Genomic DNA, 22,876 nt, shown 5'->3' on the forward strand with positions numbered 1-22,876 from the left:
GGTTTGTCGACGATGACAGCCGATTTTTTCGGCTTCCGGCCTTAACTTTCACGGCGTGGTTTTTACATCTTAGGGGGCTGGAGACGATCGAGCTTGAGGAGGCTCCCGTGCAGCAACCAGAAGACATCGCCGCCCGCCGATTGGGCATTCTCATCGAGCAATATGTGGAAGCGCGCAAAAAGCGCTACGACTATGTGTCGACCGAGCAGGCCTATCTGGCCATACGGCAGATCCTCAAACCCGCCATTTCCGATCGCGAACTGGACGACATGGTCGCCTCGCTTGCCGTCAAGAACGGGCTGGCCGTCGTTTTCGATCGCCAAACCAAAGCGCCTTTCGACGACATTCCTCCACCGGCAAGGAGATAGATAGGCTGGCCCATCGCTGATTCTCAGGTGGCCAAGCGAATCCGCTTGCCACGAAGCCTCACTTAATAGCATGTTAAGTGAACCCTGAGATCACCATGAAAACCGCTGCGGATCACGCACTCAACGACAACGCCGCAACCGGCGCGGAAGCCCGCCGCTCCACGGTGTTGGGCGATCGCATCAAGGCCTATCGCACCGCACGACGCCTGACGCTGCGCCAGCTCGGCGACTTGATCGGCACCACCGCCAGTTTCCTGAGCCAACTCGAGCGCGGTCTTTCGGGAGCCAACACCAGCACGCTTATGCTGATCGCCAATGCGCTTGGCATCGGCCTCGCCGATCTTTTCGACGAATGCGAAGTCTCGCCGCACGCGGTGCTGACACGCGCCGACCGACCGGCGCTGCCGACCAGCGAAGGCTATCGCAAGACGCTGCTGTCGCGCCGGCCAATCCGAGAGATGGAGGTCTATTGTGGCGAATTCGCCGTTGGCGGCTCGACCGGCAACCTGCCCTACACACATGGCAACGCGCACGAAATGTTTCTCGTGCTGCGCGGCCGGCTGCAGCTGACGCTGGGCGACGAGAGCTTCATACTCGAAGAGGGCGACAGCATCGAATATTCGACCTCGACGCCGCACAGGACCATCAATGTCGGCGACACGGTGGCCGAAGTGCTGTGGATCATCGCGCCGTCGACAAGCGGCGCCGTCGATCTCGACCAATATGTGGCCCGGAAATCACTCGCACCCGGACTGCCAAAATCAAACAGCGAGTCATCGGAGGGTTAAAAAAATGGGAAGCAGATCAATAGTGTCCGGGCTTGTCGGCGCCGCCGCACTGGCCTTGATTGCAGCCGCCGCAGCTCATGCGCAGAGCGCGCCGCCGGCCGGCACCGTGGTGGACGGTTCGCTGAAAGGAAAGACGCTGACCTTCGTCTCCTATGGCGGCATCTACCAGGACGGCCAGGTCGCCGCCCTCAAGGAATTCGTCGACAAGAGCGGCGTCAAGCTGCTGAACGATGGCCCGACCGAAATCGCCAAGCTTCAGGCGCAGGTCGAGTCCGGCAATGTGACCTGGGATGTCGTCGATACCGACGACTTTCCGCCATTCGTGCATTGCGGCAAGCTGTTTCAGAAGCTCGACCTGACCAAGCTCGACGTTTCGCACATCCCGGCCGGACAGGTCGGCGAGTGCAGCGTGCCGGCGATGAACTACGGCACCGTCCTGATGTACAAGAACTCGACCTACAAGGACAATCCGCCGAAGGACTGGAAGGATTTCTTCGACACCAAGAAATTCCCCGGCACGCGCGCCATCGATGGCAGCGGAAGCCCGATCGGCGGTCTGATCGAACAGGGCATTCTGGCCGACGGTGGCTCGGTCGACAACATGACGCCGGCCGACATCGACAAGGGCATTGCCAAGATCAAGGCCATCGGTCCGGACACGATCTTCTGGAAAACCGGCGCCGAGTCCCAGCAGCTGGCAGAATCCGGTGAAGCCGACATGATCATCATGTGGACGGGCCGCGCCATGACGGCGGTCAAGAACGGCGCTGCCTATACGCCGGTGTGGAAGGACTGGCTGGTCGTCATGGATCAGCTGACCATCCCGGTTGGGGCCAAGGACACCGACGCCTCCTATGCGCTGATCAACGCCTATCTCGGCAAGAAGTCGCAGGAGGTCTTGACCGAGCAGACATCCTACTCGCCGATCAACACCGAGGCGCAGCCCAAGGTGGATGCTTCGGTCGCCGCCTTCCTGACCAACACGCCGGAACACGCCAAGCAGGGCTACCAGCAGAACATCAAGTTCTGGGTCGCCAATTTCGCCACCGCGTCCGACAAGTGGACGGCGCTGATGGCCGGCAACTGAGCCGGCCGAGCGCCAAGGCGAAAAGCGTGAGCCAGACATCACATACTCTGGCGGCCGGGGGTGACAATCCCCGGCCGGCGGGTGGCGTGCAGGGGCAGCAACGGCGCCTGAGGCTCGCCGCCTATCCGTCGCTGCTGGCGATGCCGGCGCTGTTCCTGCTCATCGCGGCGATGGGCTATCCGCTGCTGACTGTCACACTGCGCAGTTTCTCCGACCCCGCCTGGGGAATGCAGAACTACGTCTGGTTCTTTTCCACGCCGGTGAACGTCACGGTTCTGTGGCGCACCTTTTCCATCGCCGCCTGGGTCACCATCGTCTGCGTTATCGCCGCCTACCCCTACGCCTACCTGATGACGGCGGTCGGGCCGCGCATGCGGCTCGTCCTCATCCTGTGCGTGCTGGTGCCGTTCTGGGTCAGCGGCGTGGTGCGCACATTGGCCTGGGTCATCCTGCTGCAGGATTCCGGCATCATCAATTCCGTCGTCAGGCTGTTCGGCCTTGACACCGTGAAGCTGATCCGCACCCAGACCGGCGTGGTGATCGGTATGGCGCAGGTGCTGCTGCCGTTCATGATCCTGCCGCTCTATTCGGTCATGCGCGGCATCGACCTGCGCCTCGTGCAAGCGGCGCGCAGCCTCGGCGCGCGGCCTTCGCTGGCTTTCCTGCAGATCTATCTGCCGCTGTCGCTGCCCGGCGTATTCGCCGGCGCCATCATCGTCTTCATCCTGTCACTCGGCTTCTACATCACCCCGGCCCTGCTCGGCGGCCCCCGCAGCACCATGCTGTCGACGCTGGTGCAGAGCCAGGTGCTCAGCCTGCTCAATTGGGGCCGCGGCGGCGCCATGGGTGTCGTGCTGCTGGTCGCGACCTTCGTGCTTCTGGCGCTCGCCGCGCCGCTGATGCGCCAGCGCCACAAACAGGCGTCCAGATCATGAAACTGGCGCCGTTCCGCATTCTGCTCGGTCTGTTCTGCCTGCTTGTTGCCGTGTGGCTGGTGATGCCGACGCTGGTCATCATCCCGATGTCGTTCAACGAGAAGAAGTCGCTTGCCTTCCCGCCATCCGGCTTCTCCTGGCAGTGGTACGAGAATTTCTTCACCAACCCCGACTGGCTGACCAGCTTCTTCAACTCGCTCAGGGTCGCGGGCCTCGTTGCCGTCGCCGCCACGCTGATCGGCACGCTGGCGGCACTCGGCCTCAGCCGCATGAAACATTCCGGCGCCGGCCTGCTGCGCGCCATCCTGATCACACCGATGATCGTGCCCGGCGTGGTGCTGGCGATCGGCATCTATGCCGTCTATCTCGACTACCATCTCGTCGGCACCACCACCGGCTTCGTCATTGCGCACACGATGCTGGCGATCCCCTTCGTCATCATCGCCGTGTCGGCAAGCCTCGAAGTCTTCGACGTGCGGCTGGAGACGGCGGCGGCAAGCCTTGGCGCCGACCGCTTCACTGCATTCCGCACCGTGACCTTGCCGTTGATCGCGCCCGGTATCCTTTCGGGGCTGCTGTTTGCCTTTGTCACCTCCTTCGATGAAATCATCGTCGCGCTGTTCATCACCAGCCCCTATTTGAAGACCTTGCCCGTGCAGATCTTCACCAGCATCACCCGCGACGCCGACCCGACGGTGACGGCCGTCGGAACGATCATCTTCATTGCCACGACGCTGGTGATCAGTGCCGGGCTGATCATCAGCTCTAAATCGACGAGGAGTTGAGATGGCTGCGTCCAACAGCAAAGAACGTGGCGCGGCCATCGACATCAAGGCCGCAACCAAGCGTTACGGCAATTTCACCGCTCTCGACGACGTCAGCCTGCATATCGAGCCGGGCGAATTCATGACGCTGCTCGGCCCCAGCGGCTCCGGCAAGACCACCACGCTCAACGTCGTGGCCGGCTTTACCGACCTGACCTCAGGCGACCTCGCCGTCGGCGGCAAAAGCATCGTCGCGCTGCCGGCGCACAAGCGCAACATCGGCGTCGTCTTCCAGCACTACGCGCTGTTTCCGCACATGACCGTCGGCAAGAACGTCGCCTATCCGCTCACCCTGCGCGGCATGGACAAGCAGGCGCGCGACCGCCACGTGGCGCGCGCCCTGGACATGGTCAAGATGGCCGACTTCGCGCATCGTTATCCAGCCGAGCTTTCCGGCGGCCAGCAGCAGCGCGTGGCGCTGGCCCGCGCCATCGTCTTCGATCCGCCGCTGCTTTTGATGGACGAGCCGCTCGGAGCGCTCGACAAGAAACTGCGCGAATGGCTGCAGCTGGAAATCAAGCGCATCCACCGTGAGCTTGGCACCACCTTCGTCTATGTGACGCACGACCAGGAAGAGGCGCTGGTTCTGTCCGACCGCATCGCCGTGTTCAACCAGGGACGCATCGAACAGGTCGGAACCGGGCGTCAGCTCTACGATGAACCGGCGACATTGTTCGTGGCGAAGTTCATCGGCGAATCGACCAGTTTGCGTGGCGATGCCCAGACGTCGGGCGGCGAGACCAGCCTGACGATCGCCGGCCAGAAGGTCGTTGCCGGCGGCAAGCTCGCCGGCGGCCAGAAGCCGGTGGTCCTGCTGCGGCCGGAAAAGCTTTCCCTTGCCAGAACCAACACGCCTGCAGCCGCCGGACAGAACAGCCTCACTGGCCAGGTCAGCGAAGCGATCTATCTGGGCTCGGGTTCGAAATACCAGGTGACACTGGGCGATGGTTCCGTGGCCATCGTGCGTGCGACGCTGGAGGCGACACCTTTCTCGATTGGTGACGCGGTCGATCTGCGTTGGTCGGTCGTCGATGCAAAACTTCTTGCCGACGACGACCGCGCCGACATGACGATGACCTGATCGCTCTTTCCCCCGCAGGATTTTTAGACATGGACGCCAAAGTCAACGGCAACATCTCGTTCTGGTATGCCGACATCGGCCTGCCAGCCTATCGTGCGCCGCTTCCGGGCGACCTCGAAGCCGATGTCTGCATCGTCGGCGCTGGCTATACCGGCTTGTGGACGGCCTACTATCTGAAGAAACCCGATCCTTCGATCCGCATCGCCATGGTGGAACGGGAATTCGCCGGCTTCGGCGCGTCCGGCCGCAATGGCGGCTGGCTGTCCGGCGGCTTCAGCTGGTCGCGCGAGAAATACCTGCAGACATCTACCCGTGGCGCCGTCATCGACATGGAAACCGCCATGCATGGCACGGTCGACGAAGTGATCGCGGTGACCGAGGCCGAAGGCATCGATGCCGATATTCGCCGCGTCGACAATCTGACGGTTGCGACCAACCCGCCGCAGCTGGAGCGGATCAAGGCCGCCTATGCGGATGCAATCGGCTGGAACGTGCCTCAGGACCGCGTCAGCCTGATCGGCCAGGCAGAGGCCAAGGCCCGCATCAACATCCGGAACGTGCTTGGCGGCTACATCCACCACGGCACCGCGCGCGTGCAGCCGGCCAAGCTGGTGCGTGGACTGTCCGAAGCCGTCGAGCGCCTCGGCGTGCCGATCTACGAACAGACGACCGTGACGGGTATTGAGAAGGGCAAGGTCACCACCGATCGCGGCACGGTGCGCGCGCCCATCATCATCCGCGCCACGGAGGGTTTCACGGCCGGCATATCGGGCAATGAGCGGATCTGGCTGCCGCTCAACAGCGCGCAGATCATCACCGAGCCGCTGCCCCAATCGCTGTGGGACGAAATCGGCTGGGACGGCCACGAACTCCTGGGCGACGCAGCACACGCCTATTGCTATGCCCAGCGCACCCGCGAAGGCCGCATCACCATGGGCGGGCGCGGCGTGCCCTACCGCTACGGATCGCAGACGGATGTGCGCGGCCAGACACAGCAGGCGACCATCGAAAGCCTGCACGCGATCCTCACCCGCCTGCTGCCGCAGACCAGCAAGCTTCGCATCGACCACGCCTGGTGCGGCGTGCTTGGCGTGCCGCGCGACTGGTGCACGACGGCCGGCCTCGACCTTGAGACCGGCATCGGCTGGGCCGGCGGCTATGTCGGCCTCGGCGTGTCGAGCTCCAACCTTTCGGGCCGGACGCTGCGCGACCTTATCCTGCGCCGCGACACCGAACTGACCCGCCTGCCCTGGGTCAACCGCCAGGTCAGCAAGTGGGAGCCGGAGCCGATGCGCTGGCTCGGCGTCCACTCGATGTACCAGCTCTACCGCGTCGCCGACGAGCGCGAGGAGGCCGGTCTCCAGCACACGTCGAAACTGGCCGCCATCGCCGACCGCATCACCGGGCATTGAGCCCTGCGACATTGCATATCGAGTTGAAAATTCAGTGCCTGCCCGGAGACTGCCATGACCGACTTCCAGACCTTCGCCCATCTCGCCTCGATCGATCTCGGCGATCCCGAGCCCAAGCCGACCTCGATCAGCGGCGATCAACTCGAAGCGTCGAGGACATTGTGGATCTCGCCGGACGGGTCGCTGGAAGTCGGCGTCTGGGCATGCACGCCGGGCCGCTTCACCGCCTCGCGCGACACGAATTCCGAAACCTGTCACATCTTGTCGGGCCGGGTCTCGCTGCATGGTCCCGATGGCCACAGCAAGGAGGTTAGTGCCGGCGAAATGCTGGTGCTTCCGAAAGGCTGGAAAGGCGAGTGGACGATCCACGAACCGACGCGCAAGCTCTACATCCTGCACTTCGAAGCGGCGTGAGCTAGAGCAATTCCAGGAAAAGTGTGAAACGGTTTTCCGTCCGGAATTGCGTCAAAACAAAGGGATAGAGCGGTTCGGCGTTTCCGTGAAACGGTGAACCGCTCTAGTCGTCGTCCGAACCGCTGGCGACCGGCTTGCCTTCGATTGCCTGCCGCAATGCGTCGTTGATCCGGTCCTGCCACCCGGGGCCATCGGCCTGAAAATGGTCCAGCACGGTTCGATCGATCCTGATCGAAACAAGCTCCCTGACACCTGGAGCGGCCGCGGGCTCGCGAGGCGGAGCAACCGGCTTCTTGACTGGCTTGAAGGCGGCTTCGGCCGCCGTCATCGGATTTGTCGGTCGGCGCGGGGGATTTGCCATTGGGTGACCCTGACTGGAAGACGACTCACGCTCGCCGATGAGGCGGCGCGCTTGGCAAAACCATAGCGCAACTGGCACCATCGCGCAGGCCAATTTGGCCAGGAACAGCTCGCCCCGCAGTGTGCGGTCCCTGCATCGCCTTCGCGGCACACGCTGGCACCGGTCACTCGGCGGCTTGAAGGATTTGTGCGGCGACGATGATCCTGATCTCGGCACGGCAAGAGCCGCAATTCGTGCCGGCATGCAGCGCCGCCCCGACCGCCTCGACGCTGGCGCAGCCGCTTCGCACCGCCTGCGCGATCTGGTTGGCGCCGACGCCGAAGCAGGAGCAGACGATGGCGCCGCGATCGACGTCGACCCCGCCCGGCCGCCCGGCCACGATCGCCAGCCTGGCGCGTCGATCGACATGATCGGCGGTCAATTGGTCCGCCGCCCAGCCGCGCGACACCGCGACCGGGCCTGGCGCCACGAACAAGGCGCCGGACAAGTGATCGCCGTCGAAAGCCGCGATGCGATGCTGGCCGGCATCGCGGTCATGATAAGCGAGGATTTCGCCGCCCGGGGTCGTGCCGAACAGGGACCCGGCGAAGCCGGCCCAGTCGATGCCATCGTCGGTAAAGGCAAGCTCGACCCGCCAGCCGCCCTTGCATTTGGCCGCGGCCCAGTAGGTTGCGGTATCAGGTTCCGGCCTCTGCCGCATCACGGCGAAGCCGAAGGCCTTTGCGGCGAATTTCTCGATGCGGGCGGCGACATGCTTCAGCGCCGGCTGGCCGGAGACCGGATCGGTCAGCGGCGCGGTCAGCGCGTCGAGCCGGCCTTTTGCAGCGAATTGATCCGTCCAGTGCATCGGAACAAACAGGCTGCCCTGGCGCTGGCGTGCTGTTACCAGTGCACGCACCAGCACGTCGCCGCGCGGGCTGGAAACGCGCACGATGTCGGCGTCGCCGATCCCGAAGCGCTGCGCATCCGCCGGATGGATTTCGACGAAGGGCTCGGCAATGTGCTGGGACAGCCGCGGGCTTTTCCCGGTCCGCGTCATGGTGTGCCAGTGATCGCGGATGCGCCCGGTGTTGAGGATCAACGGATAGTCCGGGCTGGTGCGGGTCTCGACGGCGGGACGAATGGCGACGAAGCGCGCCTTGCGTTCTGGTGTGAAGAAATTGCCGTCGGCGAAGAAGCGGATAGGTTGATGCCCAGTTGTCCTACCCCCCTCTGGCCTGCCGGCCATCTCCTCCTCAAGGGAGGAGATTGACAGTTTCACCGATGGCGCTCGTTCTGCAACGTTGGCAATTGGCGAAGGCGGCCACGACGGCTGATCTCCCCCCTTGCGGGGGAGATGGCCGGCAGGCCAGAGGGGGGTGCCTTGGCTCGGCGCCGGCCACTGGAACGGGGCCAATTCCTCATACCCGTCCGCATCAATCCCGGCATAAGCGCCAATATCGAAATCCCGCACGCCATCATTCTCGAACCCCGACAGCGCAGCATGTTCGGCAAACACCTCCGATGGCGTCGCATAGGAAAATGCCTCGCCAAAACCCATTCTCTTGCCGACTTCGGCAACGATCTGCCAGTCGGGCCGCGCCTCGCCGGGCAGGTCCAGGAACGCGCGCTGGCGCGAGATGCGGCGCTCGGAGTTGGTGACGGTACCGTCCTTCTCGCCCCAGGCGGCGGCGGACAGCCGGACATGGGCGTGGCGGACGGTGTCGGTTCTGGCCAGCACGTCCGACACCACGACGAACGGGCAGGCCTTGATCGCCGCTTCGACGGCATCGGCATCCGGCATCGAATCGACAGGATTGGTGGCCATGATCCACAGCGCCTTGATGCGCCCGTCGGCCACCGCCCGAAACATCTCGACCGCCTTCAAGCCCGGCCTTTCGGCAATGGCCGGAGCAGTCCAGAAGCGGCGTACGCGCTCCCGATGTTCGGGATTCTCGATCTCCATATGCGCGGCCAGCATATTGGCCATGCCGCCGACTTCGCGGCCGCCCATGGCGTTGGGCTGGCCAGTCACCGAAAACGGCCCGGCGCCGGGTCTGCCGATGCGGCCGGTGGCGAGATGGCAGTTGATGATGGCGTTGACCTTGTCGGTGCCCGAAGAAGACTGGTTCACCCCCTGGCTGTAGACGGTCACGGTCTTGGAGGTCGCGGCGAACAGGCTGTAGAAACGGCCAAGCTCGTCCTCGCTCAGCCCCGTAGCGGCGGCGATGCCGGCAAGGTCGAGCTCCGATGCTGCGAAAAGCGCTTGCCCGAACCCGGTTGTGTGCGCCGTGATGTAGGCGCGGTCCAGCGCGTTGTGCTGGCCGAGATAGGCAAGCAGCCCGGTGAACAAAGCGACGTCGCCATCGGGCGCGATCGCCAGGTGCATGTCGGCGATGTCTGCGGTCATGGTACGGCGCGGATCGACCAGCACGATCTTCATCTCCGGCCGCTTTTCCCGGGCCGCCGCGATGCGCTGGTAGAGCACGGGATGGCACCAGGCGAGATTGGAGCCGACCAGCACGATGAGGTCGGCAAGCTCCAGATCCTCGTAATTTCCCGGCACGGTGTCGGAGCCGAAGGCGCGGCGGTGGCCGGCGACCGACGAGGCCATGCACAGGCGCGAGTTGGTGTCGATGTTGGCCGAGCCGACAAAACCCTTCATCAGCTTGTTGGCGACGTAATAATCCTCGGTCAGCAACTGGCCGGAGACGTAGAAGGCAACGGCATCCGGACCGTGCTCGGCGATGGTTTGCGAGAAGGTCGAGGCGACGAGGTCAAGCGCCTCGTCCCAGCCGGCGCGGCGCCCGTGGATTTCGGGATAAAGCAGCCTGCCGTCGAGATCGATGGTCTCGGCCAGTGCCGAGCCCTTGGAGCAGAGCCGGCCGAAATTCGCCGGATGGTCGGGGTCGCCGCGGACGGACACTTGCCCGTCCGCGGCGACCTTCGCCAGCACGCCGCAGCCCACCCCGCAATAGGGGCAGGTGGTCCTCACCTCGCGCGCTGCCTCAATCTCCATGTGTCAGGCCGCGCGACTGGCCAGCGCTTCCAGCGCAATGAACAGACGCTCGCCCTCGACCCGCACCGGGATGGTGCGCACCGCGCCCTCGTCGGCGCCGAGCGCCCTGCCCGTCTCCAGCGAAATCACCCAATTGTGCAAGGGACAAGTGACCGCCGTGCCGTGCACGATGCCTTGGCTCAGCGGCCCACCTTTGTGCGGGCAATGGTCGTCGATGGCGTAGACCTGGTCGTCGGCGGTGCGGAAGATGGCGATCTTGCCTTCCGGCGTGTCGACGCAGCGCGCGCCGCGGCGGGGGATGTCCGACAGGGAGCCTATTGATACCCAGTTCATGTGGCCATCCTCGCCTTTGCTCGATCTGAAGGCGCCCAGCCACCCCCCTCTGGCCTGCCGGCCATCTCCCCCGCAAGGAGGGAGATCGGCAGTTGCACTGACAGCGCCCACTCCGCAACGTTGAAGATTGGCGAAAGCCGAAACAGCATCCGATCTCTCCCCTTGTGGGGGAGATGGCCGGCAGGCCAGAGGGGGGTGGGAAGAAACGCTTCCATCGGCCCTACTCTGCCGCCTGCGCAAAACCGACAGTCGCCATCGGCCGGAACTCGTGCTTGTCCTTGCCGGACACGCGTTCCGACCACGGGTCGACCTGGGCGAACTTCTGGCTGAAGACGAAGCGGTCGAAATAGGCCTTGCGCTTGGCATCGTCGTCCATGATCTGGCGCTTGATTTCGGGGATCCCGATGCGCTTGGCCCATTTGTAGATACGCTCGAGATAGCGGCCCTGCTCGCGATACATCTGCGTCAGCGCCACGATATGCTCCAGTGCCTCGTCCTCGGTCCTGACCAGGCCGAGCACTTCGGTGCCTTTGATGTCGAGACCGGCCGCCCCGGCGAAATGGATCTCGTAGCCACTGTCGACGCAGATGACGCCGACATCCTTGCAGGTCGCCTCCGCGCAGTTCCTCGGGCAACCCGACACCGCCATCTTGACCTTGGCCGGGGTCCACGAGCCCCACATGAATTTCTCGATGCGGATGCCGAGGCCCGTCGAATCCTGCGTGCCGAAGCGGCACCAGTCCGAGCCGACGCAGGTCTTCACGGTGCGCAGGCCCTTGGCATAGGCATGGCCGGAGACAAAGCCGGCCTGGCCGAGATCGGCCCACACCGCCGGCAGGTCCTGCTTGCGGATGCCGAGCATGTCGATGCGTTGGCCGCCGGTGACCTTGACCATCGGGATCTCGAACTTGTCGACGACATCGGCGATGGCGCGCAGTTCGGCCGCATTGGTGACGCCGCCCCACATGCGCGGCACCACCGAATAGGTGCCGTCCTTCTGGATGTTGGCGTGGACGCGCTCGTTGATGAAGCGCGACTGGTAGTCGTCGGCATAGTCGTCCGGCCAGTCGCAGACGAGATAGTAGTTGAGCGCCGGCCGGCATTTGGCGCAGCCGCAGGAGGTCGTCCATTCCAGTTCCTGCATGACGGCCGGAATGGTCTTCAGGTGCTTGGCCTTGATCAGCCGGCGCACTTCGTCATGGCCGAGCGTGGTGCAGCCGCACATCGGCTGCACGGCCGCAGGGTTGTAGGTGTCGCCGAGCGTCAGTACCATCAGCTTTTCGACCAGCCCGGTGCAGGAGCCGCAGGAGGCCGACGCCTTGGTGTGAGCGCGCACATCGTCGAGCGAGGTCAGGCCCTTGGCCGTGATCGCACCCGTGATCTTGCTCTTGCAAACGCCGTTGCAGCCGCAGATTTCCGCATCATCCGGCAAGGCTGCAACGGCCGCCATAGGGTCCAGCGGGGCACCCCCCTGGTAGGACTGGCCGAAGATAAGCGTGTCGCGCATTGGCGAAATGTCGGTCTGCTTCTTCTTGAGGTCGTTGAACCAGGCGCCGTCGGCGGTCTCGCCATAGAGCACCGTGCCGATGATCCGGTCGTCCTTCAGCACCAGGCGCTTGTAGACGCCGGCGGCCGCGTCGCGCAGGACGATCTCCTGGCGGTCCTCTCCCTCGGCGAAGTCGCCCAGCGAGAACAGGTCGATGCCGGTGACCTTGAGCTTGGTCGGCGTGTCCATGTGGACGAAGGCCGCCTTCTCGTTGCCGCCCAGTTGTTGGGCGGCAACGCGCGCCATCTCGTAGAGCGGTGCGACCAGGCCGTAGACCTGGCCGTTGACCTCGGCGCATTCGCCGAGCGCGTAGATGTCGGGATCGTTGCTGCGCATGCCGGCGTCGACGACGATGCCGCGATTGACGGCAATGCCGGCTTCCTTGGCAAGCGCCGAATTCGGCCTGATGCCGACCGCCATGACCACCAGCGTCGCCGGAATGATGGTGCCGTCGGCGAGCTCCACCTGTCCGACCTTGCCGTTGCCAGTGATCGCCTTTGTGTTGGCCTTGGTGATGACCTTGATGCCGCGCTGCTCCACGGCGCGCTGCAGGAGATAGCCGGCCGCCGGATCGAGCTGGCGCTCCATCAGTGTCGGCATGACATGCAGCACGGTGACGTCCATGCCTTGCGCGTTCAGCCCGGCCGCCGCCTCCAGCCCAAGCAGGCCGCCGCCGATGACCACCGCCTTGGCCCGCGACTGCGCGGCGAGCATCATCGCCTGGACATCGTCGAGGTCGCGATACGTCAGCACGCCCGGCAGATCATGGCCGGGCACCGGGATGATGAACGGCACCGAGCCAGTGGCGATGACGAGCTTGTCGTAGGGTTCGGTGACGCCGTGATCGGAGGTGACGGTCTTCGCCGCCCGGTCGATGGCGATGATCTTGTGGCCCTTGTAGAGGGTGATGTTGTTGGCGATGTACCAGCCATCGCCGTGGATGATGATTTCCTCATAGGCCTTCTCGCCCGACAGCACCGGCGACAGCATGATGCGGTCGTAATTGACCCGTGGCTCGGCGTTGAAGATGGTGACGGTGTAGCGGCCCGGCGCCTGTTCCAGCAGGTGCTCCAGCATGCGCCCTGGAGCCATGCCGTTGCCGATGATGACGAGTTTTTCGCTCATGGTCCTACTCCGCGGCTTCGACGAAGCGGTGGCGTTCGTAGAGGAACTTCAGCACCGCCTCGCGACAGCGCAGGAAGGTCCGGTCGGAGGCGAGCTCGATGCGCCGGCGTGGGCGCGCCAGCGGCACCGCAAGCACCTCGCCGATGGTCGCCGCTGGGCCGTTGGTCATCATGACGATGCGGTCGGAGAGGAGCACCGCCTCGTCGACATCGTGGGTGATCATGATCGTCGTCGAGCCGAGCCGCGAATGGATGTCCATCACCGCGTCCTGCAGATGGGCGCGCGTCAGCGCATCGAGCGCGCCGAACGGCTCGTCGAGAAGCAGGATCTTCGGCTCCATGGCCAGCGCCCGGGCAATGCCGACGCGCTGCTTCATGCCGCCCGAGATTTCCGCCGGGCGCTTCTCTCTGGCATGCGCCATCTGCACGAGGTCGAGATTGCGCATGATCCAGTCATGCCGCTCGGCCTTGCTTTTGCTGCGGCCGAAGACTTTCGACACCGCCAGATTGATGTTCTCATAGACGGTCAGCCACGGCAGCAGGCTGTGGTTCTGGAACACCACGGCGCGTTCGGGTCCGGGGCTGTCGACCTCCTTGTCCTCGAGCAGCACGGCGCCTGCGGACACTGTGGTCAGCCCGGCGATCAAATTGAGCAAGGTCGACTTGCCGCAGCCGGAATGGCCGATGATGGAGACGAATTCACCCTTGTCGATGGTCAGCCGGATGTCCTTCAACACCTCGCTGACCTGATTGCCGCGGGCAAAGGATTTGTCGATATGGTCGAGCTTCAGATAGGCCGTCATGGCGCTGTCCTCACTTTGCCGTTGTGCCGCGGGTGACGAAGGCGCCGACCGCAGCGACCAGGCGGTCGAGGCAGAAGCCGGTGACGCCGATATAGGCGAGCGCGACGATGATGTCGGGCAGCCGCGACGAGTTCCACGCGTCCCAGATGAAGAAGCCGATGCCGACGCCGCCGGTCAGCATTTCGGCGGCGACGATGGCCAGCCAGGACAGGCCGATGCCGATCCTCAAGCCGGTGAAGATGTAGGGGGCGGCGGCCGGCACCATGATCTTCACGAAGAATTCGAACTGGTTGAGCCGCAGGATGCGCGCGACGTTGCGGTAGTCCTCGGGGATGTTGCGCACGCCGACAGCGGTGTTGATGATGATGGGCCAGATCGAGGTGATGAAGATGACGAACAGCGCCGACGGGCTGGAATCGCGGAACGCGGCCAGCGACAGCGGCAGCCAGGCCAGCGGCGGCACGGTGCGCAGGATCTGGAACACCGGATCGAGGCCGCGCATCGCCCAGATCGACTGGCCGACAAGCGCGCCGAGCGCCACGCCGACGATCGCCGCCAGGCCAAAGCCGATGGCGACCCGCTGCAGTGAGATCAGCACCCGCCAGGCAAGCCCGATATCCTGCGGGCCATTGTTGAAGAACGGATGCGCGATCAGGTCGTAGGCCTCGTTCCACACCTGGCTCGGCGGCGGCAGGCTGGCGGTCGGCGACGAGCAGGCGATCTGCCATACGACCAGCATGAGGGCGATGACGATGGCCGGCGGAACCAGCGCGCTCGCCAGTTTGCCGGCGATCGCCATCGGATCGAAACGGCGCCGCGCCTTGGCGGTGAAAGCGATGACCTCCGCTGGCTTGGCGGGGAACGCTTTCACCGTTGTGTCCTCGATTGTCTGGATCGACATGTCTGGGAAAAACTCCTTGGTCGGAATCTCCGCAACGGCGCAACGCGCCGTTGCGCGGGTTATGCCGAGGCCTTGATCTTCAGGCTGTCGAGATAGGCGGACGGGTTGGCCGGATCGAAGACCTTGCCGTCGAAGAAGGTCTCGACGCCGCGCGACGAGGACGCCGGAATGTCGGCTGCCGCCACGCCAAGGTCCTTGGCCGCCTCGCGCCACAGGTCCTCGCGGTTGACCTGATCGACCAGCGCCTTGATGTCGGTGGTCGGCGCGAACTTGCCCCAGCGGATGTTCTCGGCGAGGAACCACGAGTCATGGCTCTTGAACGGATAGGACACGCCACCCTTCCAGAACTTCATGTAGAGATCGGTGCCGGTGGCGACGCGGCCATTGCCGTAGTTGATGTCGCCCTTGAGGCGGCCGATGATATCGGCGACAGGCACGTTCATCCACTGCCGCTTGCCGATGATGGCGGCCATCTCGTCCCTGTTCTCCTTGGCCTCGCACCATTGCTGGGCTTCCATGACGGCCATCAGGATCGCCTTGGTGGCGTTCGGGTATTTGTCGATGAATTCGGCGCGCAGGCCGAGCGCCTTTTCCGGATGGCCCTTCCACAATTCGCCCGTCGTGGCGGCGGTGAAGCCGACGCCCTGGTGGACAAGCTGCTCGTTCCACGGCTCGCCGACGCAGAACACGTCCATGTTGCCGACCTTCATGTTGGCCACCATCTGCGGCGGCGGCACGACGATGGTCGAGACGTCCTTGTCGGGATCGATGCCGCCGGCGGCGAGCCAGTAGCGCAGCCACAAATCATGGGTGCCGCCCGGGAAGGTCATGGCGGCCTTGATGTCCTTGCCGGCCGCCTTCTTGGCGGCGAAGGCGTCTTTCAGCTTCGAGGCGTCGAGGCCGACACCGGTGCCGGCATATTCCTGGGCAACCGAAATGCCCTGGCAGTCGTAGTTGAGCCGCGCCACGATCGCCATCGGCATCGGCTGATTGTTCTGCGTCACCTTGCCGGTGTGCATCAAATAGGGCAGCGGCGTCAGGATATGGGCGCCGTCGATGCCGTTGGCCGCGCCGCCGAGCATCAGATTGTCGCGCGTCGCGCCCCAGGACGCCTGCTTGAGCACCTCGACATCGGGCATGCCGAACTTCTCGAAAAAACCCTTCTCCTTGGCGATCATCAGCGGCGCGGCATCGGTCAGCGCGATGAAGCCGAGCTTGGCGCCGGTGACTTCCGGCGAGGTCGTGGCCGCATAGGCGCCGGAGGGGAAGAGCTTGCGGGCGGCCATGAACAGCCCCGCCGTCATCGCACTGCTGACCAGAAAATCGCGGCGCGTCACATCCTTTGGCGATGTTCCAGTCCCGATCCATGTCTTCATCGTCTTCTTCATCGTCGTCTCCGGTTGAACGCGGTCCGCGCCGTCGATTGTTGGTCCAAAACAAAAAAGCCGCCGGCCAGGCCTTCGCGTCCGGAAATCCGGATCGCGTCTTGACCTGAGCGGCAGCTTTGCCTGTGGGCGCCCGTCATTGGACGCCTGTTCCGTGACCCCAAGGGGGCTTGGCTATTTCAAAGCATGAACCATGCCAGTTTCGGGAGAAAGGAAAAATAACAATGAAATCAATGAAAGCCGTCGGCCACCGACGCACCAGGCGATACGGCGAGCAGGCCAAAGATTGTTCATTAGAGCAATCGCACGCACAATTTTTGTGCAATGCACAAGAATGGCGCGGAAATAATCAGGCTTCCGCTCGGGCCGATTTCTGGCCGGCTATGTAGCCTTCGATCTCGTCGGGATCGAAGATCTGGCCATCGAAGAAACCATCGGGGCCGAGCACCAGGCCGGCGCCTGTCGCGCCGACCGCGGTGGCCACGCGGAGCGCCCCCTCGACCTTCGAATTGGCGCCGGGCAGTGCGACGCCAAGTGGCTTCAGCGCCGAACGGTAGAGATCGGGACGGTAGCAGTCGCGGGCAATAGCGAGATTGCCAGGCGTGTGTTCGACATGCCCCCAGCGCACCATCTGCGTGTAGAACCACAGCGCATGGCTCTTCCACGGAAAGTTCGCTGCCTTGTCGAAGGGCAGGAAGAAGTCTTCGATATCCAGCGCCGCTCCTCCACCCAATTGGAGATGGCCGGTCAGGATCGGCATCTGGACCGCCGGCGGCAGGCCGAGGAAGCCGGGCTGCGCCATCACCCCGGCCAGTTCGCCATGGTTGGCCGGATCCTGGCACCAGCGCGCCGAGTGATGCAGCGCGCGCAGCAGCGCCGCCAAGGCGTCGGGGGACTGTTCGGCCCAGACCTTGCGCACGCCGATTACCTTCTCCGGGCTGTTGCGCCATATCTGCGCCTTGACGGTGACGATGTGGCCGGTGCCGGCGGCCACCGCGGCGCTGTTCCAGGGTTCGCCGACGCAGTAGCCATCGATCCGCCCAGTGGCCAGCGCGTCGGCCATGAAGGGCGGCGGCACGATGACGATCTCGATCTCGCGCGTTGGATCGATGCCGCAGCCGGCGAGCCAGTAGCGCAGCTCGTAATTATGCCCGGAATGCGGATGCACGACGGCGAAGCGCAGCGGGTCGCGCCCCGCAGCGGCGCGCTCGCGGATGAGCGCGCCAAGTGCGGCACCGGCGCGCGCCGGTTCGAGATCGGGTGCAGCACCATGCGCTGCCATGCCGGCCCAGACGGCATTGGAAATGGTGACGCAATTGCCGCCGAGACCGAGTGAGAACGGCACGATGGTCTCTGAAGCGAGCGGCGTCAGCCCGAGATTGCAGGCGAGCGGCATCGGTCCCAGCATATGCGCTAGATGGAAGTGGCCGATGGCGATGCGGTCGCGGATGTTGGCCCAGGACGTCTCGCGGTGCAGCGTGAGGTCGATGCCTTCGCGCGCGGCAAAGCCAAGCTCGCCGGCCGCGACCAGCACCGCGCTGTCGAACAGCGGCATAAAACCGGCGGTGATCTGATGCTCGGCGCCCATGCTCATTCGTCCTCCGCCGGTCCCAGCAGCCCGGCGGCGGTCACCAGGCTCTGGGCGATGTCGCCGATCTTGCGGTTCTGGTTCATCGCCGTCTTGCGCAGCAGCGTGTAGGCGGCCTCTTCGCTGAGGCCGCGCGACTTCATCAGGATACCCTTGGCGCGATCGATCACCTTGCGGCTCTCGAGCTCGCTGCGCGCCTCTTCCAGTTCGCGCGCCATGCGCGAAAAGGCATTGAAACGGCTGACCGCCATGTCGAGGATCGGCTTGACGCGTTCCTGCCGCAAGCCGTCGACGACATAGGCCGAAACGCCGGCATCGACCGCCGCCTCGATCGAGGCCTGGTCGGAGCGGTCGACGAACATGGCGATCGGCCGCTTCACCGCGCGCGACAGCTGGAACATGTTTTCCAGCATGTCGCGGTTCGGGTTTTCGAGATCGATGACGATGACGTCGGGTTCGATCTCGGCGATCCGTCGTGCAATGCCGGTCACGTCATGGATGACGGTGACCCGCTCATGGCCGGCCTCACGCAGCCCCGCCTCGATGATCGCGGCGCGGATGCGGTTTTCATCGATCACCAGGACGGCGAGTGCGGTTCGGACCATGCCTGCATTGTGCCCAAGCGAAGGAATTGTGCAATGCGGGATAACCCGGCGATCGCAACATTCGCTGCGCATGGCACGCTGAAACGGCTGCACCGCCACACCACCATGGTTGTGGTCTCGCATGATTTCGGTGTCATCAGAACGATAGCCGACCGGGTTATGCCTGCGCAGGGGCTTGTGGTGGAACAGGGGCCGACCAGGTCTTGCAGCATCCGCAGCGCCCCTGTGCCCAGCAACGCGCCGACGTGGAGCTTGATCCCGCAAAGCGAATCCGTTTCGGGGAAGATCATGCTCAACCCAGAGATAGAGCCAAAGAGAGACGAGATGTGGCTGAGTGAATTCGAGATTATCCTGCGCGACCGCGTTGTCCTCAATGGCGCCATCCGGATCGAAAACGGTCGCATCGAAGAAGTCCGCGACGAGCCTGTCGAGAATGCTGATATCGTGGGTGGAGGCCGCCTGCTGCTGCCTGGTTTCATCGACATGCATGGCGACATGGTGGAGAGGGAAGTGGAGCCACGCCTCGGCGTCCACGTACCGATGACGATCGGCATTGCCGAGCTCGACAAGAAGCTGGCCTCCTGCGGCGTGACCACGGCCTATGCCGCGCTCTCCTTCATCGGCGCCAGCGTCACCAGCGGCGTGCTGCGCTCGGAAGAGCATACGTCTGATATCATCGAGACCATTGCCGGACTGAAGGACGACCTGTTGGTCGATCATCGCATCCATGCCCGGTTCGAGGTGACTTTCGCCGCGGCCATCGGCGTGCTGCAAAGGCTGATGGACGCCGGCAAGCTGCACCTGATCTCGCTGATGGATCATACGCCCGGACAGGGGCAGTACCGCGACGTCGAACTCTACATCGCCCGCATCGCCAAGGAGCGCGGCATGTCCGTTGCCAAGGCATCCGAGATCGTCGGCCAGCGCATCGCCGGTCGAAACGGACATGGCGACGTCCTCAGCACGCTGCAGGCCCTGTCGGCATTTGCACGTGCCCGCGGCATCGTGCTCGCCTCGCATGACGACGACACGCTGGAGAAGGTGGAATTCGTCCATGGCCTGGGTGCCGCGCTCAGCGAATTCCCGGTGACCCTGGAGGCGGCACAAGAAGCCCGCAGGCTCGGAATGCACACCGTCATGGGCGCGCCCAATGCACTGCGCGGCAATTCCTATTCCGGCAATCTTTCCGCCCGGCACGCCTACGAGGCCGGACTGCTCGATATGCTGGCCAGCGACTACCACCCGGCCTCGATCCTGCCGGCTGTTCTCAGCCTGGCGGCGCTGGGTGACGGTGGCCTTGTGGCGGCGGCCGCGCTGACCAGCACCAACCCGGCCAAGGCATTGGGGCTTGACGACAGAGGCGCCATCGAGACGGGACTTCTGGCCGATCTCGTCGTGGCCGACCGCCAGCCGGTCGCACGCGTCCGCGCCACCTTCCGCGCCGGCCGCATGATCTACAGCGACGGTACGCTGGGCCTGCGCCGGCATTGAACAAGAAAATGATGTACTGTCGCCGTATTCCGACTTGGATATATAAAAATGACTTGGGTAAAATTAACTAATATACAAGACAAAGACCCACTCTTTCGTGGATCATTGTTTCGATTCCGAAGAATGATTCCGCGAGAAGAAATATTAGATTGTATGCTTTTCACGGCGTTTGAAGAATCCAGTTTGGGCTTCATTCGCGATTGTGGCCACGACGCAGGGAATATCCTTGTTGTCTTTCCCATAGAAGCGAAACTGGAAGGTATGGTGGCCATTTCACCAACATGGCTGGCTCGCCACTGGCAAAAATGGGTTGATACTTCTTCCACCCCGGACAACGTATGGGTTCTTAAAGGTGGCCGATTGGAACCAGAAAAACTGCCAGATGAATAGAGCCGTGGTCTCTCCTGCCTTGAATTACGGTGACAGCGATTAATTCGCTGAGATTGGCTTAAAAAGACGGCAAAAGACCAAAACCACTATACAGCGATGTTTACAAGCGCTGTCACCAAGGAATTGGCATAGGTGTGGCATGACCTCTTCAATTGATTTCTTGCGCGAGTTCGCACGACATCGCGGATCAAATCGCAATCCCAATTTTAGGATGATAATACCGTTTGACTTTTACGACGGCCTGGAAACGGGAGTGGCATTGTTTTCGTCTGGCGGAGCCGTCAGAATTTGGTCTCTCGGTGACTCCCGATCGCGCCTTTTTCGCGCCCTCGGGCTGGCACCCATTGGTGGAAATTGGCTGGAGACCGAATGGATTTCGAAGCAATCAGATACAGAGCACGGCTCTTTTTTGGAACCTGACAACAGTGGAGCCCTCCTGAAATTAGAGGCGGACGTCATGGCGGCGCAAGCGACCGGTTATTTTGTTGGACTTGGCTCACCCTATTTGCATTGTATCGAAATAGTCGAGGTAGACGAAGAGGAAGTTGATTTTTTACAGCAGAATGGCCCTTGTGTTGAGAATTTTCAGCGGATTCATGACCTTTTGAAGCACTCACGCTGATTCCCAATTGAGTGACAGTAAACTTCTTTGGAATTATGCAATCAGGGGCAGTGACATGCAAGCGGGTGTTGAAGAGCGTGTGTTCTCCATTATGGCACGCAAGAGCGGATTGAGCCGTGATCAGATGACTACCCAATCCCGACTGGTCCAAGACCTGTTGCTAGACGGAGATGACGCTATAGAGGTCTTGCTTGAGGTATCGAAAGCATTCTCGATGGATGTTTCTGGTTTCGATCCCTCAGAATATTTCCACTCTGAGCCGTCCATTGTATCGGTCTTGCGAAAACTGCTGCCCATGCGGACAGCGCAAACGAGTACCAAGAAGGTCATGACGATTGGACAGTTGATAGACGCTGCTCGACGAGGGCGATTAGGCCCGGAGAGGAAGACGGAAATACGGTGACAGTCCTGGGCTGCACCCCATAAGTGAGGCACGGTAATTTCTGTGACAGGTTATCCTGGAGGATGGCCTCTGACGTCCGGGATGACGTTCAGAACGTTCCGACGGCATTGAAGTTGGCAACGATCAAGCGAATTCCGGTGACAGTGCACTTTTCCACATTCGCCTGTCGCCGTGTGCAGACTAATCGCCTACCCGCATTGTGGTCCCTGCCTGCCACAGCGTTGCGCCTGGGCACGGCTATCCAACAAAACCTGTGGCCAACCGCCCTTCCGCGCCTTCGCGAATATCCGCATCACGCCAGCAATTGTAGTAGTCTCAGCCTGAAAATCCTGGCTGAGAATCAGCCGGGGTGGCGGGTGGTTGATTGTGGCGACACTCAACGCGCAGGTTCTGGATTTTTTCGACTGGTGGCTCGATGAGCTGCGAGGGGTCTGGTCGCGGGTCGCGCGCGGACAAAAGCAATCTTCCACAAGCGACTGGATCATCAGCCTGGCGGATGACGGCATCCGCGCCCGCGAGGCCAATACGCCGGAGTTCCAGTCGATCCCGTTGGCGCTCAAGGCGTCCTCGGACGAGATCTTGGCACTGCTCCAGGGCGGGCCTCGGCGCAAGCGGCCGAGCTTCGACATCCGCATCCAGCCCGGGCTGTTCCTGACCCGGCAACTGGCGGCGCGGCGGCTGCCGCTTCGGCAGGCGCGCGACATGGCCGAGCTCGACCTTCTGGCCTCGACGCCGATCGACCCGGCGCAAGTGCATGTCGTCTTCGCCAGTCAGGTCGGGCAGGACTGCGTCTACCATGTCGTCAAGGCGAAGACGCTTGCCGCGGTCCTTGACACGGTCCGCCGGGCCGGCGGGTCGATCCGGTACCTGTCGCTGTCGCAGCCGGAGGGCACGCTGCGGGCCGATCCGCTCAGCCTCGCCGCCATCTGGCCGCCGACCGCGCGCGACCGACGCGCCAGGACCGTCTGGGTGACGGCCTGCTCGATGCTGGCCGCGGCAGTGCTGGTCACATTCGCTCATGCGCATTGGCGCACCTGGCAGGCCGGCGCGGAACTGGACACAGAGATCGCCGATGCACAAGTGCTGGCCAAGGCGGCACGCACCGCGCTGCAGAAGCGCCAGACCGGCATCGAGCAAATTGAAAAAATCCGCACGGAAAAGAAAACGACCGCGTCGCTGGTGCGCGTCTGGGCCGAACTGACGCACCTACTTCCCGACTCGGCCTGGCTGACCGATCTTTCGGCCAAGGGCGACGACCTGACCATCACTGGCTTTTCCGCTTCCGCAGCCGAACTGATCAAGCCGATCGACGATTCGCCGCTGTTTTCGGCGCCCGAATTCGCCTCGCCGGTGGTCAGGGTTCCCGGCCAGGACGGCGAACACTTCACCATTTCGGCAAAGATCGGAGCGCTCTGAC

General features: G+C 63.3%; 22 protein-coding genes. 13 read left to right on the top strand and 9 right to left on the bottom strand.

Features of this window, described 5'->3' with window-relative positions:
* Positions 1-107 precede the first annotated feature (107 nt).
* The 8 genes from AC1D2G_RS14950 to AC1D2G_RS14985 all read left to right on the top strand — a co-directional run bounded on the left by AC1D2G_RS14950 (position 108) and on the right by AC1D2G_RS14985 (position 6,909).
* Complete coding sequence (locus tag AC1D2G_RS14950) at positions 108-368, top strand: hypothetical protein (protein ID WP_184874435.1); 261 nt, start codon at positions 108-110, stop codon at positions 366-368.
* Positions 369-463: 95 nt separating this feature from the next.
* Positions 464-1,156, top strand: coding sequence for a helix-turn-helix domain-containing protein (locus tag AC1D2G_RS14955; RefSeq protein ID WP_477414880.1), 693 nt, complete (start codon positions 464-466; stop codon positions 1,154-1,156).
* Between the two features lie 4 nt (positions 1,157-1,160).
* Positions 1,161-2,243, top strand: coding sequence for an extracellular solute-binding protein (locus AC1D2G_RS14960; protein WP_457150707.1), 1,083 nt, complete (start codon positions 1,161-1,163; stop codon positions 2,241-2,243).
* Between the two features lie 26 nt (positions 2,244-2,269).
* Positions 2,270-3,178 carry an ABC transporter permease gene (locus AC1D2G_RS14965; RefSeq protein ID WP_477414882.1) on the top strand — a complete coding sequence of 303 codons (909 nt, stop codon included), beginning with the start codon at positions 2,270-2,272 and terminating at the stop codon, positions 3,176-3,178.
* Entirely contained in the window at positions 3,175-3,963 is a 789-nt protein-coding gene (locus AC1D2G_RS14970; protein WP_477414884.1) for an ABC transporter permease, read from the top strand. The genes AC1D2G_RS14965 and AC1D2G_RS14970 overlap by 4 nt, the downstream gene beginning before the upstream one ends.
* Position 3,964: 1 nt before the next feature.
* Positions 3,965-5,083, top strand: coding sequence for an ABC transporter ATP-binding protein (locus AC1D2G_RS14975; RefSeq protein ID WP_095091091.1), 1,119 nt, complete (start codon positions 3,965-3,967; stop codon positions 5,081-5,083).
* Positions 5,084-5,112: 29 nt separating this feature from the next.
* The gene (locus tag AC1D2G_RS14980) at positions 5,113-6,495 is read left to right on the top strand and encodes an NAD(P)/FAD-dependent oxidoreductase (RefSeq protein WP_477414886.1); all 1,383 of its coding nucleotides are present in this window, start codon (positions 5,113-5,115) and stop codon (positions 6,493-6,495) included.
* A 54-nt stretch (positions 6,496-6,549) separates the two neighbouring features.
* Positions 6,550-6,909 (top strand): cupin domain-containing protein, encoded by a 360-nt coding sequence (locus tag AC1D2G_RS14985; RefSeq protein WP_477414888.1) that lies wholly within the window; start codon positions 6,550-6,552, stop codon positions 6,907-6,909.
* Between the two features lie 103 nt (positions 6,910-7,012).
* Here the strand turns inward: AC1D2G_RS14985 and AC1D2G_RS14990 are convergent, their stop codons facing one another.
* The 9 genes from AC1D2G_RS14990 to AC1D2G_RS15030 form a co-directional block, all read right to left on the bottom strand.
* A complete protein-coding gene (locus AC1D2G_RS14990) occupies positions 7,013-7,270 on the bottom strand; it encodes a BrnA antitoxin family protein (RefSeq protein ID WP_095091088.1) in 258 nt (85 codons plus the stop codon).
* Positions 7,271-7,433: 163 nt separating this feature from the next.
* Complete coding sequence (locus tag AC1D2G_RS14995) at positions 7,434-10,268, bottom strand: nitrate reductase (protein ID WP_477414890.1); 2,835 nt, start codon at positions 10,266-10,268, stop codon at positions 7,434-7,436.
* 3 nt (positions 10,269-10,271) lie between these two features.
* Positions 10,272-10,601 carry a nitrite reductase small subunit NirD gene (gene nirD / locus AC1D2G_RS15000; RefSeq protein WP_477414892.1) on the bottom strand — a complete coding sequence of 110 codons (330 nt, stop codon included), beginning with the start codon at positions 10,599-10,601 and terminating at the stop codon, positions 10,272-10,274.
* A gap of 220 nt (positions 10,602-10,821) precedes the next feature.
* Positions 10,822-13,272: a nitrite reductase large subunit NirB gene (gene nirB / locus AC1D2G_RS15005; RefSeq protein ID WP_477414894.1), complete on the bottom strand. Its 2,451-nt coding sequence runs from the start codon at positions 13,270-13,272 to the stop codon at positions 10,822-10,824.
* 4 nt (positions 13,273-13,276) lie between these two features.
* Positions 13,277-14,074, bottom strand: coding sequence for an ABC transporter ATP-binding protein (locus AC1D2G_RS15010; protein WP_477414896.1), 798 nt, complete (start codon positions 14,072-14,074; stop codon positions 13,277-13,279).
* A gap of 10 nt (positions 14,075-14,084) precedes the next feature.
* Positions 14,085-14,975 carry a nitrate ABC transporter permease gene (gene ntrB, locus AC1D2G_RS15015; RefSeq protein ID WP_477414898.1) on the bottom strand — a complete coding sequence of 297 codons (891 nt, stop codon included), beginning with the start codon at positions 14,973-14,975 and terminating at the stop codon, positions 14,085-14,087.
* Positions 14,976-15,034: 59 nt separating this feature from the next.
* Complete coding sequence (locus AC1D2G_RS15020; protein ID WP_477414900.1) at positions 15,035-16,363, bottom strand: CmpA/NrtA family ABC transporter substrate-binding protein; 1,329 nt, start codon at positions 16,361-16,363, stop codon at positions 15,035-15,037.
* 346 nt (positions 16,364-16,709) lie between these two features.
* Entirely contained in the window at positions 16,710-17,948 is a 1,239-nt protein-coding gene (locus AC1D2G_RS15025) for a CmpA/NrtA family ABC transporter substrate-binding protein (protein ID WP_477415144.1), read from the bottom strand.
* Between the two features lie 2 nt (positions 17,949-17,950).
* The gene (locus AC1D2G_RS15030; protein ID WP_379022504.1) at positions 17,951-18,553 is read right to left on the bottom strand and encodes an ANTAR domain-containing response regulator; all 603 of its coding nucleotides are present in this window, start codon (positions 18,551-18,553) and stop codon (positions 17,951-17,953) included.
* Positions 18,554-18,877: 324 nt separating this feature from the next.
* Here AC1D2G_RS15030 and AC1D2G_RS15035 point away from each other — a divergent pair, with 324 nt between their 5' ends.
* From AC1D2G_RS15035 to AC1D2G_RS15055, 5 genes are all read left to right on the top strand, one after another.
* Positions 18,878-20,044, top strand: a complete 1,167-nt coding sequence (locus AC1D2G_RS15035) for an alpha-D-ribose 1-methylphosphonate 5-triphosphate diphosphatase (protein ID WP_477415146.1) — start codon at positions 18,878-18,880, stop codon at positions 20,042-20,044.
* A 48-nt stretch (positions 20,045-20,092) separates the two neighbouring features.
* Complete coding sequence (gene imm45, locus AC1D2G_RS15040) at positions 20,093-20,434, top strand: Imm45 family immunity protein (protein WP_477414902.1); 342 nt, start codon at positions 20,093-20,095, stop codon at positions 20,432-20,434.
* Between the two features lie 139 nt (positions 20,435-20,573).
* Positions 20,574-21,056 (top strand): hypothetical protein, encoded by a 483-nt coding sequence (locus tag AC1D2G_RS15045; protein WP_477414904.1) that lies wholly within the window; start codon positions 20,574-20,576, stop codon positions 21,054-21,056.
* A gap of 124 nt (positions 21,057-21,180) precedes the next feature.
* Positions 21,181-21,459: a DUF1493 family protein gene (locus AC1D2G_RS15050; RefSeq protein WP_477415148.1), complete on the top strand. Its 279-nt coding sequence runs from the start codon at positions 21,181-21,183 to the stop codon at positions 21,457-21,459.
* A gap of 366 nt (positions 21,460-21,825) precedes the next feature.
* Positions 21,826-22,875 carry a PilN domain-containing protein gene (locus tag AC1D2G_RS15055; RefSeq protein ID WP_477414906.1) on the top strand — a complete coding sequence of 350 codons (1,050 nt, stop codon included), beginning with the start codon at positions 21,826-21,828 and terminating at the stop codon, positions 22,873-22,875.
* The last annotated feature ends 1 nt before the right edge of the window (position 22,876 follow it).

The sequence above is a fragment of the Mesorhizobium sp. P2_C7 genome (genome assembly GCF_056404515.1).

Bases quoted from the DNA above. Each gene is read 5' to 3' on its own strand.
- AC1D2G_RS14955 (WP_477414880.1), top strand. From the start codon at position 464: ATGAAAACCGCTGCGGATCACGCACTCAACGACAACGCCGCAACCGGC.
- AC1D2G_RS14960 (WP_457150707.1), top strand. From the start codon at position 1,161: ATGGGAAGCAGATCAATAGTGTCCGGGCTTGTCGGCGCCGCCGCACTG.
- AC1D2G_RS14970 (WP_477414884.1), top strand. From the start codon at position 3,175: ATGAAACTGGCGCCGTTCCGCATTCTGCTCGGTCTGTTCTGCCTGCTT.
- AC1D2G_RS14975 (WP_095091091.1), top strand. From the start codon at position 3,965: ATGGCTGCGTCCAACAGCAAAGAACGTGGCGCGGCCATCGACATCAAG.
- AC1D2G_RS14980 (WP_477414886.1), top strand. From the start codon at position 5,113: ATGGACGCCAAAGTCAACGGCAACATCTCGTTCTGGTATGCCGACATC.
- AC1D2G_RS14985 (WP_477414888.1), top strand. From the start codon at position 6,550: ATGACCGACTTCCAGACCTTCGCCCATCTCGCCTCGATCGATCTCGGC.
- AC1D2G_RS14990 (WP_095091088.1), bottom strand. From the start codon at position 7,270: ATGGCAAATCCCCCGCGCCGACCGACAAATCCGATGACGGCGGCCGAA.
- AC1D2G_RS14995 (WP_477414890.1), bottom strand. From the start codon at position 10,268: ATGGAGATTGAGGCAGCGCGCGAGGTGAGGACCACCTGCCCCTATTGC.
- nirD (WP_477414892.1), bottom strand. From the start codon at position 10,601: ATGAACTGGGTATCAATAGGCTCCCTGTCGGACATCCCCCGCCGCGGC.
- nirB (WP_477414894.1), bottom strand. From the start codon at position 13,272: ATGAGCGAAAAACTCGTCATCATCGGCAACGGCATGGCTCCAGGGCGC.
- AC1D2G_RS15010 (WP_477414896.1), bottom strand. From the start codon at position 14,074: ATGACGGCCTATCTGAAGCTCGACCATATCGACAAATCCTTTGCCCGC.
- ntrB (WP_477414898.1), bottom strand. From the start codon at position 14,975: ATGTCGATCCAGACAATCGAGGACACAACGGTGAAAGCGTTCCCCGCC.
- AC1D2G_RS15020 (WP_477414900.1), bottom strand. From the start codon at position 16,363: ATGAAGAAGACGATGAAGACATGGATCGGGACTGGAACATCGCCAAAG.
- AC1D2G_RS15025 (WP_477415144.1), bottom strand. From the start codon at position 17,948: ATGGGCGCCGAGCATCAGATCACCGCCGGTTTTATGCCGCTGTTCGAC.
- AC1D2G_RS15030 (WP_379022504.1), bottom strand. From the start codon at position 18,553: ATGGTCCGAACCGCACTCGCCGTCCTGGTGATCGATGAAAACCGCATC.
- AC1D2G_RS15035 (WP_477415146.1), top strand. From the start codon at position 18,878: ATGTGGCTGAGTGAATTCGAGATTATCCTGCGCGACCGCGTTGTCCTC.
- imm45 (WP_477414902.1), top strand. From the start codon at position 20,093: ATGACTTGGGTAAAATTAACTAATATACAAGACAAAGACCCACTCTTT.
- AC1D2G_RS15045 (WP_477414904.1), top strand. From the start codon at position 20,574: ATGACCTCTTCAATTGATTTCTTGCGCGAGTTCGCACGACATCGCGGA.
- AC1D2G_RS15050 (WP_477415148.1), top strand. From the start codon at position 21,181: ATGACTACCCAATCCCGACTGGTCCAAGACCTGTTGCTAGACGGAGAT.